Source organism: Pantoea leporis, assembly GCF_028048155.1.
Classification (GTDB): domain Bacteria; phylum Pseudomonadota; class Gammaproteobacteria; order Enterobacterales; family Enterobacteriaceae; genus Pantoea; species Pantoea leporis.
Genome location: NZ_JALMEU010000010.1, coordinates 1 through 17,546, shown reverse-complemented (window position 1 = coordinate 17,546; position 17,546 = coordinate 1). Strand labels below are relative to the sequence as shown.

Here is a 17,546-nt window from a genome sequence, read left to right as displayed (position 1 = left end):
AAAACTATGCAACTCAAACCAATTCAAGCGATTAACTGGAACCGCATCCAGGACGAAAAAGACCTCGAAGTGTGGAACCGACTGACCAGTAACTTCTGGCTGCCGGAAAAAGTGCCGCTCTCCAACGATCTGCCCGCATGGCAGTCGCTGGACCACCAGCAGCAACAGCTGACTATTCGGGTGTTTACCGGATTGACGCTGCTCGACACCATCCAGAACGTGATTGGTGCGCCTGGCCTGATGGAAGATGCGATTACGCCACACGAGGAAGCTGTGCTGTCGAACGTCTCCTTTATGGAAGCAGTGCATGCGCGTTCGTACAGTTCGATTTTCTCCACGCTGTGTAACACCGCAGATGTCGATGCGGCGTACCGCTGGAGTGAAGAGAATGAAGCCTTGCAGAACAAGGCGAAGATTGTGCTGGAGCACTATCGCGCCGAGGATCCGCTCAAGAAGAAAATCGCCAGCGTGTTCCTTGAATCGTTCCTGTTCTACTCCGGTTTCTGGCTGCCGATGTATTGGTCGAGCCGTGGCAAGCTGACCAACACCGCAGATCTGATTCGCCTGATCATTCGCGACGAAGCGGTACACGGCTACTACATCGGCTATAAGTACCAAAAGTCGCTGGAAAACGTCGATGCTGGCCGCCGCGAAGAGCTGCAGCAGTTCGCGATTGATTTGCTGCTGGCGCTGTACGAAAACGAAGTGGTGTATACCGAAGCCTTGTACGGTGAAGTCGGTTGGGCGGAAGAGGTGAAAACCTTCCTGCACTACAACGCCAATAAAGCGCTAATGAACCTCGGCTACGAAGCGCTGTTCCCGGCCGAACTGACCACCGTGAACCCGGCGATTTTGTCCGCGCTGTCGCCCAACGCCGATGAAAACCACGACTTCTTCTCAGGTTCAGGCTCCTCTTATGTAATGGGGAAAGCCGTAGAAACCGAAGACGAAGACTGGAATTTTTAATACGCGTCATACTTCGCGTTGCCTGGAGGCACCTACTTTTGGCACAGCAGCGTTGACTGCGCCCACTCTTCCCAGTCACATAGTTCACTATGCTGCTGGGTCGAGTGGGCTTGTCGCCTTGCTGTGACGCGAATTATTTAGCGTATTGATTCAGTGATAATTAATTTTTAAACCAATCTTATTTCCGCTCTTCTCACCCATTTATTTCACTTATATTTCTTCTTTTTGGATTGATTTTCGGCCGCTCTGCACCAGAAACAGTCTGAAACGCACATAAATTCACTTCTCAAATGCAAAAAATTAATCCGCGCGCATCCCTTGTGAGCACTGGCGATTTTAGCCATTGACTGCTGCGCGCGCCGCCGAATATCGCCATTCAGGGTTGTCAGATAATTTCACTATGTTAGGGTATAGGGCGCTTAATTTTAATCAGGACCACAACAAGAAATAGTTAAACATTTAACCGGGAAATTAATTACTGCATGGCAATTAAACTCGAAGTAAAGAATTTATATAAGGTATTTGGGGATAATCCCGAAAAGGCATTTAAGCTGATCGATAAAGGCGAAAGCAAAGAGAGTATTCTGGCAAAAACCGGCCTCTCTGTTGGCGTCAAAAATGCCAGTCTGGCCATTGAAGAAGGCGAGATCTTCGTCATCATGGGGCTTTCAGGTTCAGGTAAGTCCACCATGGTTCGCCTTCTCAATCGTCTGATCGAGCCCACTCGCGGCCAGGTAATCATAGACGGTGTCGATATTGCCAAAATATCGGAATCAGAACTGCGTGAAGTCCGCAGAAATAAGATCAGTATGGTATTTCAATCCTTCGCGCTGATGCCACACATGACTGTGCTAAATAATGCCGCCTTTGGCATGGAATTAGCCGGCATTCCTTTAGCCGAACGTCAGGAAAAAGCGCTGGAAGCATTGCGTCAGGTTGGCCTGGATAATTACGCCCACTCTTATCCCGATGAACTTTCTGGCGGTATGCGTCAACGCGTTGGATTAGCCCGCGCATTGGCGATTAATCCTGATATTTTATTAATGGATGAAGCTTTCTCAGCACTTGATCCGTTGATTCGTACCGAAATGCAGGATGAACTGGTAAAACTGCAGGCCAAACATCAGCGTACCATTGTATTTATTTCTCACGACCTCGATGAAGCGATGCGTATTGGCGACCGCATTGCCATTATGCAGGGCGGCGAAGTGGTACAGGTCGGCACGCCGGATGAAATTCTCAATAATCCTGCCAACGATTATGTGCGCACCTTCTTCCGCGGCGTCGATATTAGTCACGTGTTTAGCGCCAAAGATATTGCGCGTCGCAGTGCGGGTTCTCTGATCCGCAAAGCCGCCGGTTTTGGTCCGCGATCCGCCATCAAGCTGCTGCAGGATGAAGATCGCGAATATGGCTACGTGCTGGAGAAACAGAAGTTTGTTGGCGTGGTGTCCACCGATTCATTGAAAGCCGCGCTGGCGGCCGGTGAAGGGCTGGATAGCGCGCTGCTCGACACGCCCTTAGCGGTTCCTGCCGATACCTCCCTGAACGATCTGCTGTCGCATGTGGCACAAGCGCCCTGCGCCGTGCCGGTAGTCAGCGAAGAGAATCAGTACGTCGGTATCATTTCGAAAAGCATGCTGTTGCGTGCTTTAGACCGTGAAGGAGCCTAATCATGAGCGAACAAACAGCGAATCCGTGGGAAAGCGCCAGCCAAACCACCCAGCAACCTGCCACCACTGATACCAGCCCCGCCGCCAGCAGCAGCGATCCCTGGGCGAGCGGCGGTGCCGCGCCTGCAGATAGCAGCTCCGGCAGCGCCGATGCATGGGGCGATCCCTCCGCCGCCAGCAGCGGTGGCCACGATGCCGCCAGCAATGCTGCCAGCAGCAGCGACTGGCTGAGCAGCGCACCCGCTCCCGCGCCGGAACATTTCAACCTCATGGACCCGTTCCATAAAACCTGGATTCCGCTTGATAGCTGGGTGACTGAAGGCATTGATTGGGTGGTCAGCCATTTCCGCCCGGTGTTTCAGGGCATTCGCGTGCCGGTGGATTACATCCTCAGCGCGTTCCAGCAGTTACTGCTCGGCATGCCCGCGCCGGTAGCGATTGTGGTGTTCGCACTGATCGCCTGGCAGATTGCCAGCCCGGCGATGGGGATTGCTACGCTGGTCTCGCTGATTGCCATTGGCGCGATTGGTGCCTGGTCGCAGGCGATGGTGACGCTGGCGCTGGTGCTAACCGCCCTGCTGTTCTGCATCATCATCGGCTTGCCGCTCGGCATCTGGCTGGCGCGCAGTGAACGTGCCGCGCGCATTATTCGTCCGCTGCTAGATGCGATGCAGACCACGCCAGCCTTCGTCTATCTGGTGCCGATCGTCATGCTGTTTGGTATCGGCAACGTGCCGGGCGTAGTGGTGACCATTATCTTTGCGCTGCCGCCGATTGTGCGCCTCACCATTCTTGGTATTAAGCAGGTACCAGCCGACCTGATTGAAGCGAGTGAATCCTTCGGTGCCAGCCCGCGTCAGATGCTGTTCAAAGTGCAGCTGCCGCTGGCGATGCCGACCATCATGGCTGGCGTAAACCAGACGCTGATGCTGGCGCTGTCGATGGTGGTGATCGCCTCGATGATCGCGGTTGGCGGTCTCGGTCAGATGGTGCTGCGCGGCATTGGTCGCCTGGATATGGGCCTCGCCACCGTCGGCGGCGTGGGCATCGTGATCCTCGCCATCATCCTCGATCGCTTGACGCAGTCGATGGGCCGCGACAGCCGCAGCCGTGGCAGCCGTCACTGGTACAGCACTGGCCCGCTCGGTCTGCTGATGCGCCCTTTCAGTAAAAAAGCCTGATTTCAATGGGCGGTCCGCTGCGGCCGCCCGTCTTCGACGTAACACGTAAAATAAGGAATGACTATGCGCAAGACAGCTCTCATCGCCGCCGTCCTGACGACGTTCGCCGCGACGCACGTGTCCGCCGCCGACCTGCCCGGTAAAGGCATCACCGTTAAACCGACGCAGAGTACCATCTCTGAAGAGACCTTCCAGACGCTGCTGGTAAGCCGCGCGCTGGAGAAACTCGGCTATACCGTTGAGAAGCCAAGCGAGATTGATTACAACGTGGCGTACACCACCATCGCAGCCGGTGATGCCACCTTTATTGCCACCAACTGGAAACCGCTGCACGACGATATGTATAAAGCCGCGGGCGGCGATGCGAAGTTTTATCGCCAGGGCACTTACGTCGGTGGCGCGGCTCAGGGTTACCTGATCGATAAGAAAACCGCCGAGCAGTATCACATCACCAATATTGAACAGCTGAAAGATCCCAAGATCGCCAAACTGTTTGATACCAATGGTGATGGCAAAGCGGATTTGACCGGCTGTACGCCAGGCTGGGGCTGTGAAGCGGTGATTAATCACCAGATTGATGCCTACAAGCTGAGCAACACCGTGGAGCACAATCAGGGCAACTACTCGGCGATGATCGCCGATACCATCACGCGTTTTAAACAGGGCAAACCGGTGTTTTATTACACCTGGACGCCGTATTGGGTCAGCGACGTGCTGAAGCCGGGTAAAAATGTGGTATGGCTGCAGGTACCGTTCTCTTCACTGCCGGGCGAGCAGAGCAAAGTCGATACCAAGCTGGCGAACGGGGCTAACTACGGTTTCCCGGTGAACACCATGCATATCGTCGCCAACAAAGCCTGGACCGAGAAAAATCCGGCCGCGGCAAAGCTGTTTGCTGAGATGAAGCTGCCGATTGGCGACATCAACGCCGAGAATGCGGCGATGCATGCGGGCCATGCTTCTGAAGCCGATATCAATGGCCACGTTGATGGCTGGATCAAAGGTCACCAGGCGGAATTCGATAAGTGGATTCAGGACGCACTGGCGGCAGCGAAGTAACGCATTTACATTAGCGTTGGTATTGTAGCGGCGCGATTTATCGCGCCGTTTTTCATGCAATCAATCCACTTTAAGAACTCAGCGCAATAAATTGCGCCGCTACGGCAAAACGGCTGCCTCCCCCTTTTCCTTTCCCCCGATAAGCGAAGCGTGCGCTATAGCGCACTGGTACGTCCTGTTAATTAACACACCATTGAAATAATTTTTTCGGTTACTATTACCTACAAATGATTATCTCTCTTATCCGCACGCAATGACTGCTTCCCGTTTAGCGATCAAATTCCATCACTTAGGCTGGTGTCGCATTCGCGCGGGCGTTGTTAAGAGCATGTTAATCAACACCTTGATTTACGTGGATAAGCGGCGCGCGAAAAGTGTTTAGAAATCGTAAAGATGGTTCTAAACCGCTGAGCAATACTATTCATTAATGATTGGGTTTGTTATGGTTAGCAGCGCAGTTATTCACCAGAGTTATTTTTTCTCGCGAAATTATTTATCTGTAAAAAGGTTTCCCGAGATGAATTGATGGCATCGGCTGCCTGTATGTTCAGGTGGGATGTCAGGGCAAAATGCCCAGGGTTAAGGAACAACCTGGAATGTCAGATGTTGACTATGTGATCGTGCTAACAATCACCTGCGGAAATTGTGACTACGCTTAATCTGTCACCATCATTACTATACCAGTTGCAACTAAGAGGTTTTTTTAAAATGGAAAGTTCGTTTACTCCCATTGAACAGATGCTTAACATCCGTGCTAACCGCCATAAAGATTTTCCGCTGCAGGAGATCATTTTGACCCGCTTGTGCATGCACATGCAGGGTAAACTGCTGGATAATCGCAACAAAATGTTGAAGGCGCAGGGAATTAACGAGACCTTATTCATGGCGCTGATTACCCTTGATGCACAGGAAAATCAGAGCATTCAGCCTTCAGAACTGAGTTCTGCCCTCGGCTCTTCACGCACCAATGCCACGCGTATCGCTGATGAGCTGGAGAAGCGCGGCTGGATCGAACGTCGTGAAAGCGAGAACGACCGTCGCTGCCTGCATCTGCATTTGACCGAAAAAGGCAATGAATTCCTGCGCCAGCTGCTGCCACCGCAGCATCAGAGCCTGCAATACCTGTGGTCTTCGCTCTCTACTAACGAGCAGGATCAGCTGGAATCGATTACCCGTAAGTTACTTAACCGTCTCGATAAAATGGACGAAGATCAGGTTATCGCTTCCCTGTCGCGCTAATAGCAAGAAGTGCGACACAATCACCTTCCGAAATCGCTATTTTAATCCCCTTTTGTCCGGCCAGCGCTTAAGTGCTGGCTTTTTTGACTCGGGCAACCGTGTTGAAGGATCGGCACATCCCGACTAAATGGAAAACGTGGAGAACGACATGAGTGCGACAGCGGAAGCTCAAAGCCCGCAACAGCCAGCGAATAAAAAGAAGAAGCGCAAAGGTGTGCTGATCCTGCTGGCTATCGTGTTTGTAATTATTGGTGTTTCGTATCTGGCTTACTGGTATTTGGTGCTGCGTCACTTCCAGGAAACCGATGATGCGTACGTGGCGGGCAACCAGGTGCAGGTGATGGCGCAGGTTTCCGGCAGCGTAAATAAAGTGTGGTTTGATAATACCGACGTGGTGAAGAAAGGCGACGTCCTGGTGTCGCTGGATAAAACCGATGCCGAGCAGGCGTTTGAAAAAGCGCAGACCGCGTTGGCCACCAGCGTGCGTCAAACCCACCAGCTGATGATCAATGGCAAACAGTATCAAGCCACCATCAAGCTGCAGCAAACCGCGCTGGAACAGGCCGAAGCTGACCTGAAACGCCGCGAGCCGCTGGGCGCGTCTAATCTGATTGGCCGCGAAGAGCTGCAACACTCGCGTGATGCCGTGGCGACAGCCAAAGCGCAGCTGGATGTGGCAGTGCAGCAATACAACGCTAACCAGGCGATGATTCTGAATACCTCGCTGGAAAATCAGCCCGCGGTACAGCAGAGTGCGGCTGAGCTGCGCGATGCCTGGCTGGCGCTGCAGCGTACTGAAATCCGTAGCCCGATTGATGGCTTCATTTCACGTCGCAGCGTGCAGGTTGGCTCGCAAATCTCCACCACCACCCCGCTGTTGGCGGTGGTGCCGTCCACTAATCTGTGGATCGATGCAAACTTCAAAGAGACCCAGCTTGCAGGTGTCCGTATCGGCCAATCGGCCACGGTGATCAGTGATATCTACGGCGATGACGTCGAGTATCACGGCAAAGTGGTGGGTCTGGATATGGGTACCGGCAGCGCCTTCTCGCTGCTGCCTGCGCAGAACGCCACCGGTAACTGGATTAAAGTGGTCCAGCGTCTGCCGGTGCGTATCGAGCTGGATCCGAAACAAGTAGCGGAACATCCGCTGCGTATCGGCCTCTCCACGCTGGTGAAAGTGGATACCCAAAATAAAGAGGGTGCCACGCTGGCCAGCACCGTGCGTTCGCAAGCCGCGTATGAAAGTAATGCGTTGGCAATCGACCTCGCGCCGGTTAACCAGCTGATTACTGACATCGTTCGTGCCAACGCTGACTAACGCCGCGGGAGGCTGTTATGGCACAAAAACCGCTTGAAGGTGCGCCGTTAGTCCTGATGACCATCGCCCTGTCGCTGGCGACGTTCATGCAGGTACTCGACTCCACCATCGCTAACGTGGCGATTCCGACCATCGCCGGTAACCTCGGTGCCTCGAACTCGCAGGGCACCTGGGTGATTACCTCTTTCGGGGTGGCGAACGCCATCTCGATTCCGATAACCGGTTGGCTGGCGAAGCGCATCGGTGAAGTGAAGCTGTTTACCTGGTCGACCATCCTGTTTGTGCTGGCGTCCTGGGCTTGCGGCATGTCCGAAAGCCTGGAGATGCTGATCTTCTTCCGCGTCATTCAGGGCGTGGTTGCCGGTCCGCTGATTCCGCTGTCGCAAAGTTTGCTGCTGAACAACTATCCGCCGGCGAAACGCAGCGTGGCGCTTTCGCTGTGGGCGATGACGGTGATTGTGGCACCGATCTGCGGTCCGATTCTCGGCGGCTGGATCAGCGATAACTATCACTGGGGCTGGATCTTCTTCATCAACGTACCGATTGGTTTGGTGGTGGTGTTACTGACGCTGCAAACGCTGCGTGGACGTGAAACCAAAACCGAAATCCGCCGGATCGATATGGTGGGGTTGGTACTGCTGGTGGTGGGCATTGGCTCGCTGCAGGTGATGCTGGATCGCGGAAAAGAGCTCGACTGGTTTAGCTCAACCGAGATCATTGTGCTGATGGTGGTCGCCGTGGTGGCGCTGCTGGTGTTGCTGGTGTGGGAGCTCACCGACGACCATCCGATAGTCGATTTGTCGTTGTTCAAGATGCGCAACTTCACCATCGGCTGTTTGTCGATTAGCCTGGCCTATATGCTTTACTTCGGCTCGATAGTGTTGCTGCCGCAGCTGTTACAGGAGGTATATGGCTACACCGCCACCTGGGCCGGATTGGCGTCGGCACCGGTGGGGATTCTGCCGGTGATCCTGTCGCCGATCATTGGCCGCTTCGCCCACAAGCTGGATATGCGTAAGCTGGTGACCTTCAGCTTCATCATGTATGCCGTCTGTTTCTACTGGCGCGCCTACACGTTTGAGCCGGGAATGGATTTTGGTGCATCAGCGTGGCCGCAGTTTATTCAGGGCTTTGCGGTGGCGTGCTTCTTTATGCCGCTCACCACCATTACGCTGTCAGGCTTACCGCCAGAACGTATGGCGGCGGCATCAAGCCTGTCGAACTTCGTGCGTACGCTGGCAGGTTCCATCGGTACTTCGATTACTACCACCATGTGGAGTAACCGTGAATCGATGCATCATAGCTATCTGTCGGAGTCGGTGAATCCGTACAACGTCAATTCACAGCAGATGTATGACCAGTTGCAAAGCATGGGCATGACCCAGCAGCAGGCCTCGGCGTATATCGCGCAGCAAATTACCAATCAGGGTCTGATTATTTCGGCGAATGAGATCTTCTGGGCATCGGCGGGCGTGTTCTTGATCTTGCTGGTGCTGGTGTGGTTTGCGCGTCCACCATTTGGTGCGGGCAGTGGCGGCGGTGGTGCTCACTAAGCGAGACAAACAAAAACGGGCCTTGCGGCCCGTTTTTTTATGCGTTCTGACGCCACCATTCGGCGAGCAGAATACCGGTCGCCACTGACACGTTGAGGCTTTCAACGTTGCCGGTGCCACCAATCGACAGGCTGAGATCGCCCTGCTGGAAAGCGCTGTCTGACAGACCTTCGCTCTCCTGCCCCAACACCAGCACCATTTTGGCAGGCAGCTCAGCTTTCGCCAGCGGTGTGCCTTCGTGGCTTGAGGTGGTAACGATGGTGTAACCCGCTTTACGGAACGCTTCCAGGCCATCGGCAAAGCTTTCGCCGCTGATTGCCTGTACGTGTTCAGCGCCACCTTCGGCGGTACGCACTGCCGCACCTGACTCCAGCAGCGAAGCATCATTCACCAGCAAACCTTTCACACCGAAGTGCGCGCAGCTACGCATAATGCCGCCAAGGTTGTGCGGGTTGCTGACATCTTCCAGCGCCAGCACGCAATCTTTGGTGGGGGCCCTGGTCAGCCACTCGGTAACCGGCATGCCCATACGTTTTTTGATGATGAAGCACACGCCACCGTGGTGTTCAGTACCTGAAGCTTTGGTCAGCTCAGCATCTTCAACCACATGATAGGCTTTGCGGTTGGCCGCCAGCCAGCGCAGGGTTTCACGGAAACGCGGTGTTACGCTCTGAATAAACCAGGCACGCACGATGCTTTCCGGACGGCTCAGGAACAGCGCCTGACAGGCATTTTCACCGTAGACGCGCGTCTCTTCCTGACGCTGACGGCGAATCTGCTCGGGATCGATGACCGGCTTATTCGCGGCATCATCCAGTTGACTCTCATCCGCGACCGGCGGACGAGAAACGGTGCGCCACGGCGAATCACCGAAACTGCGGTTGTCGTCACCACGATCGTCACGACGTCCAAAGCTGCGGCCACGTTCGGTATTGCTCGCACCGCGCGGTGCCGAGCTGCGTGCGCCGCCACGGCCACCTTCTTCATTATTACGTGCACCGCTGCGAGGACCAGAACGACGATTATCTTCCTGGCGCGCAGCAGGACGGCCGCCTTTGCCGGTACGGGGATTCGGCTTTTGACCACTCTCCTCATCACGTACGTACATCACTTTTACCTTGCCGCTTTTGCCTTTAAATTCGTCGTTCATCTGTTCCTCCAGCATTGAGAGCGCGAAGATTACCTGATGTGTCGGTGCTTAGCTATCAACTATTGAACCTATTGGGCAATCCAGATTGAGCATAGCACTCAACCTTTTCATAATGTCCGGCAATCATCAGATTTACAGGTCCGGGTTGAGGTAAATATGAATACAGTTTGTGCCTCCTGTCAGGCAACCAACCGCGTGCCCGAGTCGCGCATGGCTGATGGAGCAAAATGTGGTCGTTGCGGCGGCGAGCTATTCAACGGTGAAGTCGCCAACGCGACCGCGGCCACGCTGGATAAGTATCTGCAAGACGATCTGCCGGTGGTGATCGACTTCTGGGCGCCGTGGTGCGGCCCGTGCGTTAACTTCGCACCGGTGTTTAAAGATGTCGCCGACGAGCGGCGCGGCAAGGTGCGCTTCGTGAAAGTGAATACCGAAGCCGAACCCGCGCTTAGCGCGCGTTTCCGCATTCGCAGCATTCCTACGATTATGCTGTTCAAGAACGGCGAGATGGTCGACATGCTGAATGGCGCAATGCCGAAAGCGCCCTTCAACGAGTGGCTCGACGAATCGCTGTAAACCGCTGATGGCCAGCCGCGAGCTGGCCTTCCTTATTACCTTTCCCGGCTAATTCCATTACACTGGCGTTTTTTCTCCTGCCTGCGAATTTATGTTTGAAAATGCCGTTCTGCGCTTACGTGCGCAACGTTTAGCGCGCGCCACGCGCCCGTTTCTTGCGCGCGGTAATCGTGTCATTCGTTGCCAACGCTGCCTGCTGCCGCAGAAAAACTGTCTGTGTCCCACCATCCAGCCTCAGCAAGCGCGCAGTCGCTTCTGTCTGGTGATGTTCGATACCGAGCCGATGAAGCCGAGCAATACCGGAAGGTTAATTGCCGATGTGCTGCCGGACACCGAGGCGTTTGGCTGGTCACGCACCGATCCGGATGCCGCGCTGCTGGCGGCGGTGAAGAACGCGCATTATCAGCCACTGGTGGTTTTCCCTGCGTCTTACGCAGATGCCGATCGCGAAGTGCTTACCAGCCCGCCGCTTACCGGCAAACCGCCGCTATTTATTATGCTCGACGGCACCTGGACGGAAGCGCGCAAGATGTTCCGCAAAAGTCCGTGGCTGGATGCGTTGCCGGTGATGTCGCTCAACGTGTCTGCGCCCTCGCGCTACACGCTGCGCGAGGCCCACGGCGAAGGCCAGCACTGCACCGCCGAAGTTGCTGCCGCGCTGCTGGAACAGGCCGGGGATCTCGCCGCCGCCGCAGAATTGCAGCACTATTTCGCCCGCTTCCGTCATGCTTATCTGGCGGGGAAACCGCATCATCCGATTCATGCTCTGGAAGAAGCATTGAGTAGCGGAATCTGAAGCTGGCTCTCAGCCTGCGATCGGTGAATCGGCACGCGCGCTAAAAAGCGTTTACAATCATGCCAATCTTGATAGCAGGAGCGGATGATGAGCCAACGCGGACTGGAAGCGCTGTTACGACCTAAATCAATCGCGGTAATCGGTGCGTCAATTACACCGGGGCGCGCCGGCTACTTTATGATGCGTAACCTGCTGGCCGGTGGATTTAGCGGTCCGGTATTGCCGGTGACGCCGAAGTATAAAGCGGTGAGCGGCGTGCTGGCCTGGCCGGATATCGCCAGCCTGCCCTTCGCGCCCGATCTCGCCATCATCTGTACCCACGCCAAACGTAATCTCGAACTGCTGCAACAACTGGGCGAAAAAGGTTGTAAGGCCTGTATTATTCTCTCGGCGCCATCCAGCCAGTTGGAAGAGCTGAAAGCCTGCGCCAGTCAATGGCAAATTCGCCTGCTTGGGCCCAACAGCTTAGGTTTGCTGGCGCCGTGGCAAGGGTTGAATGCCAGCTTCTCGCCGGTGCCGATTGCTAAAGGTCGCATTGCTTTTATTTCGCAATCCGCCGCGGTTTCTAACACCATTCTCGACTGGGCGCAGCAGCGTAACCTCGGTTTCTCATGGTTTATCGCCTTGGGTGATAGCCTGGATATCGACGTTGATGATCTGCTGGATTTCCTCGCGCGCGACGGTAAAACCAGCGCCATTCTGCTCTACCTCGAACACCTCAGCGATGCGCGTCGCTTTGTTTCCGCTTCGCGCAGCGCCTCGCGTAATAAACCGATTCTGGTGATAAAAAGTGGTCGCAGCCATCAGGCGCAGGCGATGATCGGTACTCACAGCGGACTGGACGCTGCCTGGGATGCGGCGATTCAGCGCGCCGGTTTACTGCGCGTACAAGATACACATGAACTGTTTACGGCGGTTGAGTCGCTGAGCCATATGCGTCCATTACGCGGCGATCGACTGATGATCATCAGCAACGGCGCGGCCCCGGCGGCGCTGGCCCTGGATGAACTGTATGCGCGCAACGGTAAGCTGGCGACGTTAAGTGACGAAACCTTGCAGGCGCTGGCCACACTGCTGCCAGAAGGCGTTGGCCGCGGCAATCCGCTGGATTTGAAAGATGACGCGACACCAGCGCGCTATGTCGCCTGCATTGAACGGCTGCTGGATAGCCATGAACTTGATGCACTGATGATCATTCATGCGCCAAGCGCCGTTTCACCTTCGAGCGAGACCGCCGAGCAGATTATCGCTGCGGTTGCCAAACATCCGCGTGGCAAGCAGGTCACTTTGCTGACGAACTGGTGCGGCGAATACTCTTCGCAGAGCGCACGACGCGCGTTTACTCAGGCTGGCATTCCCACCTGGCGCACACCGGAAGGTACCGTTACCGCTTTCATGCATCAGGTGGAATATCGCCGCAACCAGAAGCAACTGCGTGAGACGCCCGCGCTGCCGATTGGTTTGACGCAGAACAGCGCGCAGGCGCATCAGCTGATTCAGCAAGCGCTGGATAAAGGCATCACCACGCTGGACACACACGAAGTGCAGCCAGTGTTGCAGGCTTATGGCCTGGCGACGCTGCCCACCTGGATTGCCAGCGACAGCGCCGCGGCTGCCAGCATCGCCGATCAGATTGGCTATCCGGTCGCGCTCAAGCTGCGTTCGCCGGATATTCCGCATAAGTCAGAGGTACAAGGCGTAATGCTGTATCTGCGCAGCGCCGCAGAGGTGGAACAAGCGGCTGAAGCCATTTTTGATCGCGTGCGTGAAACCCATCCACATGCGCATGTTGATGGTTTGCTGGTGCAGAGTATGGCGAATCGCGCCGGAGCACAGGAGTTGCGTGTGGTGGTCGAACAGGATCCGCTGTTTGGCCCCATCATCCTGCTGGGCGAAGGCGGCGTGGAGTGGCAGCCCGACAAGCAAGCCGCCGTGGCTTTGCCGCCGCTGAATATGACGCTGGCGCGCTATCTGGTGATTCAGGCGATGAAAAGCGGCAAAGTCCGCAGCCGTAGCGCGTTGCGACCACTGGATATCACCGGGCTTAGCCAGCTGTTAGTGCAGGTTTCAAACCTGGTGGTCGATTGTCCGGAGATTCAGCGCCTGGATATTCATCCGCTGCTGGCATCAGCCGACGAATTCACGCTGCTGGATGTCACGCTGCAGCTGGCGCCTTTTAATGGTGATAACGAAACACGGCTGGCTATTCGTCCTTACCCGCATCATCTTGAAGAGCAGGTGCAGCTGAAAAATGGGCAATATTGCCTGTTCCGCCCGATCCTGCCGGAAGATGAACCGCAGCTGCGCGCCTTTATCGCCCAGGTAACGAAAGAAGATCTCTACTATCGTTACTTCAGTGAAATCAATGAATTCACCCATGAAGATTTGGCGAATATGACGCAAATTGATTACGACCGCGAAATGGCGATTGTCGCTATACGGCAGCACAACGGCGTCGACGAGATCATTGGCGTAACACGTGCGATCTCCGATGCCGATAATATCGATGCTGAATTCTCCGTGCTGGTGCGGTCTGACCTGAAAGGCTTGGGCATGGGCAGGCGCTTACTGGAGAAGATGATTCGCTATACGCGCGATCATGGCCTGCAACAATTGAACGGTATCACCATGCCAAACAATAGCGGCATGATCACGCTGGCGCGAAAGCTCAATTTTCGCGTGAATATTCAACTGGATGATGGCATTGTCAGCCTGAATTTGCCGCTCGGTGATGTCATCAGCTAACCTGTACAGAAAGGTAAAATTCCTCCTCTACAGGCCGGTTGATGGTATTATTTACCGTTAGGATCATGATTTGATGGCAAAAGGCCATGCAATGAACAGAGAAGAAGTGCACTGTGATGTTGTCTAAATTTAAACGTAATAAACACCAACAACACCTCGCACAGCTGCCTAAACTGTCACAATCCGTGTCGGATCTGACGACGCTTTACTCGCCTGCCGAGTTTCGCGAAACCCTGCTGACGAAAATTGCCGCAGCAGAAAAGCGTATCTGTATCACCGCGCTGTATCTGGAGAATGATGACGGCGGTCGCGGAATAATGCAGGCGCTGTACGCAGCGCGTCAGGCACGTCCGGAGCTGGATGTCTGTATTCTGGTTGACTGGCATCGTGCGCAGCGTGGTCGTATTGGCGCTGCTCGCGGCGTGACCAACGCTGACTGGTATTGCGAAATGGCGACTCAGCACCCGGATATCGCTATTCCGGTTTATGGCATTCCGGTTAACACCCGCGAAGCGCTCGGTGTGCTGCATCTGAAAGGGTTTATCATTGATGATACGCTGCTCTACAGCGGCGCGAGCCTGAACGATGTCTATTTGCATCAGCATGATAAATACCGTTATGACCGTTATCAGCTGATCCGCAATCCACAGCTTACCGATACCATGTATGCGTGGATCTGCGAAAATCTCAAGGATTCCGATGCGGTTAACCGCCTCGATAAAACTGAGCGCCCTTCCAGCCCGGAAATCAAAAACGAAACACGTCAGTTCCGTCAGGAGCTGCGCAGCTTTAACTATCAGTTTACCGGCAATGCAGATAATGATTGCCTTGCCGTCACGCCGCTGGTTGGCTTGGGCAAACGTAGCCTGCTGAACAAAACCATTTTCCATTTGATGCCCTGCGCTGAGCGCAAGCTGACGCTGTGTACGCCCTATTTTAACCTGCCGGCCATTCTGGTGCGTAACCTGATTCATTTACTGCGTCAGGGTAAAGAAGTTGAAATCATCATTGGCGACAAAACGGCCAATGACTTCTACATCCCGCCAGAACAGCCGTTTAAGATTATCGGGGCGCTGCCTTATCTTTATGAGATTAACCTGCGTCGCTTCCTGAGCCGGTTGCAGTATTACGTGAATAATGGTCAGCTGACGGTACGCTTGTGGAAAGATGGCGAAAACAGTTATCACCTGAAAGGCATTTGGGTGGATGACGAATGGATGATGATCACCGGTAATAACCTCAATCCTCGGGCGTGGCGACTGGATCTGGAAAATGCGGTGCTGATTCACGATCCTCTCAATCAATTGGCCGAGCAGCGTGAAAAAGAGCTGGCGCTGATTCGTGAGCATACTTCCGTGGTGCAGCATTATCGCGAGCTGGAAAGTATCTCCGATTATCCGGCAAAGGTGCGCAAGCTGATTCGTCGCCTGCGCCGTATTCGCATCGATCGCTTGATTAGCCGTCTGCTTTAGCCGATGCGTGCGCCTATTCTCTGCGTGGTTTTGCTGTGTAGTGGATGTGCGCATGTCGCTCAGGATAACTGGACCGGCAAAGACAAAGCGCAACACTACTTCTCTTCTGCTGTTCTGGCTGCTGCAGGAAGCGAGATTTCTCAGCATCAAAATCACAGCCGCGGGCAGAATTTGCGTTTCGGCTTTCTGTTTTCGTTAAGTTTTGGTGTGGGGAAAGAGTTATATGACAGCCGCTCAGCGGGGAGCGGCTGGAGTTGGAAAGATCTTAGCTGGGATGTCGCCGGCGCCGCCAGCGGTATCGCACTGTGGAATCTCAGTCAGTAACTACAGCGCAATCCCCTTCCCTTTGCGATGCAGCATCAGCGATACCAGGAATGCTAAAGCGCCCATTGCCGAAACATACCAGAAGAAGCTGGTTTCAATACCTTCTCTTTTCAGCAGTAAGGCTACGTACTCTGCCGAACCACCAAAAATAGCATTCGCCACCGCATAGGAAAGCCCAACGCCCAGCGCGCGGACTTCCGGCGGGAACATCTCTGCTTTCAAAATGCCACTGATAGCGGTGTAGAAACTGGTGATGATTAGCGCCAGCATGATCAAGGCAAATGCCAGCCAACTGCTTTGCACATTTTGCAGCAGCAGCAGAATCGGAACCGTACAGATAGCTGCCCCGGCACCAAAAATCATCATTGAGGCACGACGACCAATCTTGTCTGACAGCGCGCCAACTATCGGCTGAATCAACATGAATACCAATAAGCAACCGGTCATTAATCCACTGGCACTGCGCGCATCCATCCCGGCAGTATTTACCAGATATTTTTGCATGTAGGTGGTGAAGGTATAGAAGCTTAGCGAACCGCCTGCGGTAAAGCCCAGCACCATCAGAAATGCACGGGTGTGATTGCGCAGTAATCCCGTAATGCTGCCGGCGTCACGATGTTCTCGGTGTTTTTTCTCTGAAGTTTCGTTGAGAGAACGACGCAACCACAATGCCACCACAGCAAGCGCCGCCCCGAGGAAGAACGGAATACGCCAGCCCCAGCTGCGAAGTTCTTCATCGCTGAGAATTTGCTGTAAGACTACAACGGTAAGCACCGCTAACAGTTGGCCGCCGATGAGCGTCACATATTGGAAAGAGGCATAAAATCCTTTTCGTCCTTCCAGTGCTACTTCGCTCATATAAGTGGCGCTGGTACCGTATTCCCCACCAACCGATAATCCCTGAAACATACGTGCCAGCAGAAGAATGACAGGCGCGGCAAGGCCAATTTCTCCGTAGCCCGGTAGACAGGCGATCACTAATGATCCCAGACACATCATGCACACTGAGATCAGCATTGAGGCTTTGCGACCGTGACGATCGGCAATATAGCCAAATAACCATCCGCCGATCGGGCGCATCAGAAAACCAGCTGCGAAGACGCCTGCTGTTTGCAGCAACTGGGTGGTGGTATCACCGCTTGGAAAGAATACATGGGCAAAATAGAGTGAGAAGAAGGAGTAGACGTAGAAATCGAACCATTCAACTAAGTTGCCGGATGATGCGCCGACAATCGCCCAGATACGCTTTTTACTGTCGGCTGCCGTTTCAGATATAGCCACTTTCTGGTGTTGTGAGTCAGTCATGCTTACCTCTTTTCCTTGCGAATAATTAGCGCCAAAGGATTGAGTAAAGCATCTATTAACTGGTTGCGGGAATTGTCTCTGTTCCTGGATTACAAAATGTGATTGCCGCGAAGTTTTTAGTGCAATTTATTACTGATTTTCATGCAAATTCAGCCATCTACTAGTTTTAATTCGCTATATGCAGAT

14 protein-coding genes are annotated in these 17,546 nt (G+C 54.2%); 12 read left to right on the top strand and 2 right to left on the bottom strand.

Translation table 11 applies throughout. The features are described from left to right. Positions 1-6 precede the first annotated feature (6 nt). The 7 genes from nrdF to emrB all read left to right on the top strand — a co-directional run bounded on the left by nrdF (position 7) and on the right by emrB (position 8,992). Positions 7-966 carry a class 1b ribonucleoside-diphosphate reductase subunit beta gene (gene nrdF, locus MWH02_RS19540; RefSeq protein ID WP_271461281.1) on the top strand — a complete coding sequence of 320 codons (960 nt, stop codon included), beginning with the start codon at positions 7-9 and terminating at the stop codon, positions 964-966. A gap of 482 nt (positions 967-1,448) precedes the next feature. Continuing rightward, positions 1,449-2,639, top strand: coding sequence for a glycine betaine/L-proline ABC transporter ATP-binding protein ProV (proV, locus tag MWH02_RS19535; RefSeq protein ID WP_101763437.1), 1,191 nt, complete (start codon positions 1,449-1,451; stop codon positions 2,637-2,639). A 2-nt stretch (positions 2,640-2,641) separates the two neighbouring features. Continuing rightward, complete coding sequence (gene proW / locus MWH02_RS19530) at positions 2,642-3,820, top strand: glycine betaine/L-proline ABC transporter permease ProW (RefSeq protein WP_101763436.1); 1,179 nt, start codon at positions 2,642-2,644, stop codon at positions 3,818-3,820. 63 nt (positions 3,821-3,883) lie between these two features. Further along, entirely contained in the window at positions 3,884-4,879 is a 996-nt protein-coding gene (gene proX / locus MWH02_RS19525) for a glycine betaine/L-proline ABC transporter substrate-binding protein ProX (protein WP_271461280.1), read from the top strand. 708 nt (positions 4,880-5,587) lie between these two features. After that, positions 5,588-6,118, top strand: a complete 531-nt coding sequence (gene mprA, locus MWH02_RS19520) for a transcriptional repressor MprA (RefSeq protein WP_008101638.1) — start codon at positions 5,588-5,590, stop codon at positions 6,116-6,118. Positions 6,119-6,266: 148 nt separating this feature from the next. Next, positions 6,267-7,439, top strand: coding sequence for a multidrug efflux MFS transporter periplasmic adaptor subunit EmrA (gene emrA, locus MWH02_RS19515; protein ID WP_110868299.1), 1,173 nt, complete (start codon positions 6,267-6,269; stop codon positions 7,437-7,439). 17 nt (positions 7,440-7,456) lie between these two features. Further along, positions 7,457-8,992, top strand: coding sequence for a multidrug efflux MFS transporter permease subunit EmrB (emrB, locus tag MWH02_RS19510; protein WP_101763434.1), 1,536 nt, complete (start codon positions 7,457-7,459; stop codon positions 8,990-8,992). Between the two features lie 37 nt (positions 8,993-9,029). Here emrB and MWH02_RS19505 read toward each other — a convergent pair whose 3' ends face one another. Beyond that, positions 9,030-10,142: a tRNA/rRNA methyltransferase gene (locus MWH02_RS19505; RefSeq protein ID WP_271461279.1), complete on the bottom strand. Its 1,113-nt coding sequence runs from the start codon at positions 10,140-10,142 to the stop codon at positions 9,030-9,032. A 156-nt stretch (positions 10,143-10,298) separates the two neighbouring features. On the opposite strand from MWH02_RS19505, the gene trxC reads away from it, so the two are divergent. The 5 genes from trxC (at position 10,299) to MWH02_RS19475 (ending at position 16,055) form a co-directional block, all read left to right on the top strand. Beyond that, positions 10,299-10,718 carry a thioredoxin TrxC gene (trxC, locus tag MWH02_RS19500; protein ID WP_101763432.1) on the top strand — a complete coding sequence of 140 codons (420 nt, stop codon included), beginning with the start codon at positions 10,299-10,301 and terminating at the stop codon, positions 10,716-10,718. 91 nt (positions 10,719-10,809) lie between these two features. Next, the gene (locus tag MWH02_RS19495; protein ID WP_271461278.1) at positions 10,810-11,514 is read left to right on the top strand and encodes a tRNA-uridine aminocarboxypropyltransferase; all 705 of its coding nucleotides are present in this window, start codon (positions 10,810-10,812) and stop codon (positions 11,512-11,514) included. An 87-nt stretch (positions 11,515-11,601) separates the two neighbouring features. Continuing rightward, positions 11,602-14,259 (top strand): bifunctional acetate--CoA ligase family protein/GNAT family N-acetyltransferase, encoded by a 2,658-nt coding sequence (locus tag MWH02_RS19490; RefSeq protein ID WP_192234470.1) that lies wholly within the window; start codon positions 11,602-11,604, stop codon positions 14,257-14,259. Positions 14,260-14,375: 116 nt separating this feature from the next. Then, positions 14,376-15,731: a CDP-diacylglycerol--serine O-phosphatidyltransferase gene (pssA, locus tag MWH02_RS19480; protein WP_101763429.1), complete on the top strand. Its 1,356-nt coding sequence runs from the start codon at positions 14,376-14,378 to the stop codon at positions 15,729-15,731. Positions 15,732-15,734: 3 nt separating this feature from the next. Then, positions 15,735-16,055 carry a YfiM family lipoprotein gene (locus MWH02_RS19475; RefSeq protein WP_101763428.1) on the top strand — a complete coding sequence of 107 codons (321 nt, stop codon included), beginning with the start codon at positions 15,735-15,737 and terminating at the stop codon, positions 16,053-16,055. On the opposite strand, the gene MWH02_RS19470 is transcribed toward MWH02_RS19475, so the two are convergent. Further along, positions 16,056-17,360: an MFS family transporter gene (locus tag MWH02_RS19470; protein WP_110868295.1), complete on the bottom strand. Its 1,305-nt coding sequence runs from the start codon at positions 17,358-17,360 to the stop codon at positions 16,056-16,058. Positions 17,361-17,546: the final 186 nt, after the last annotated feature.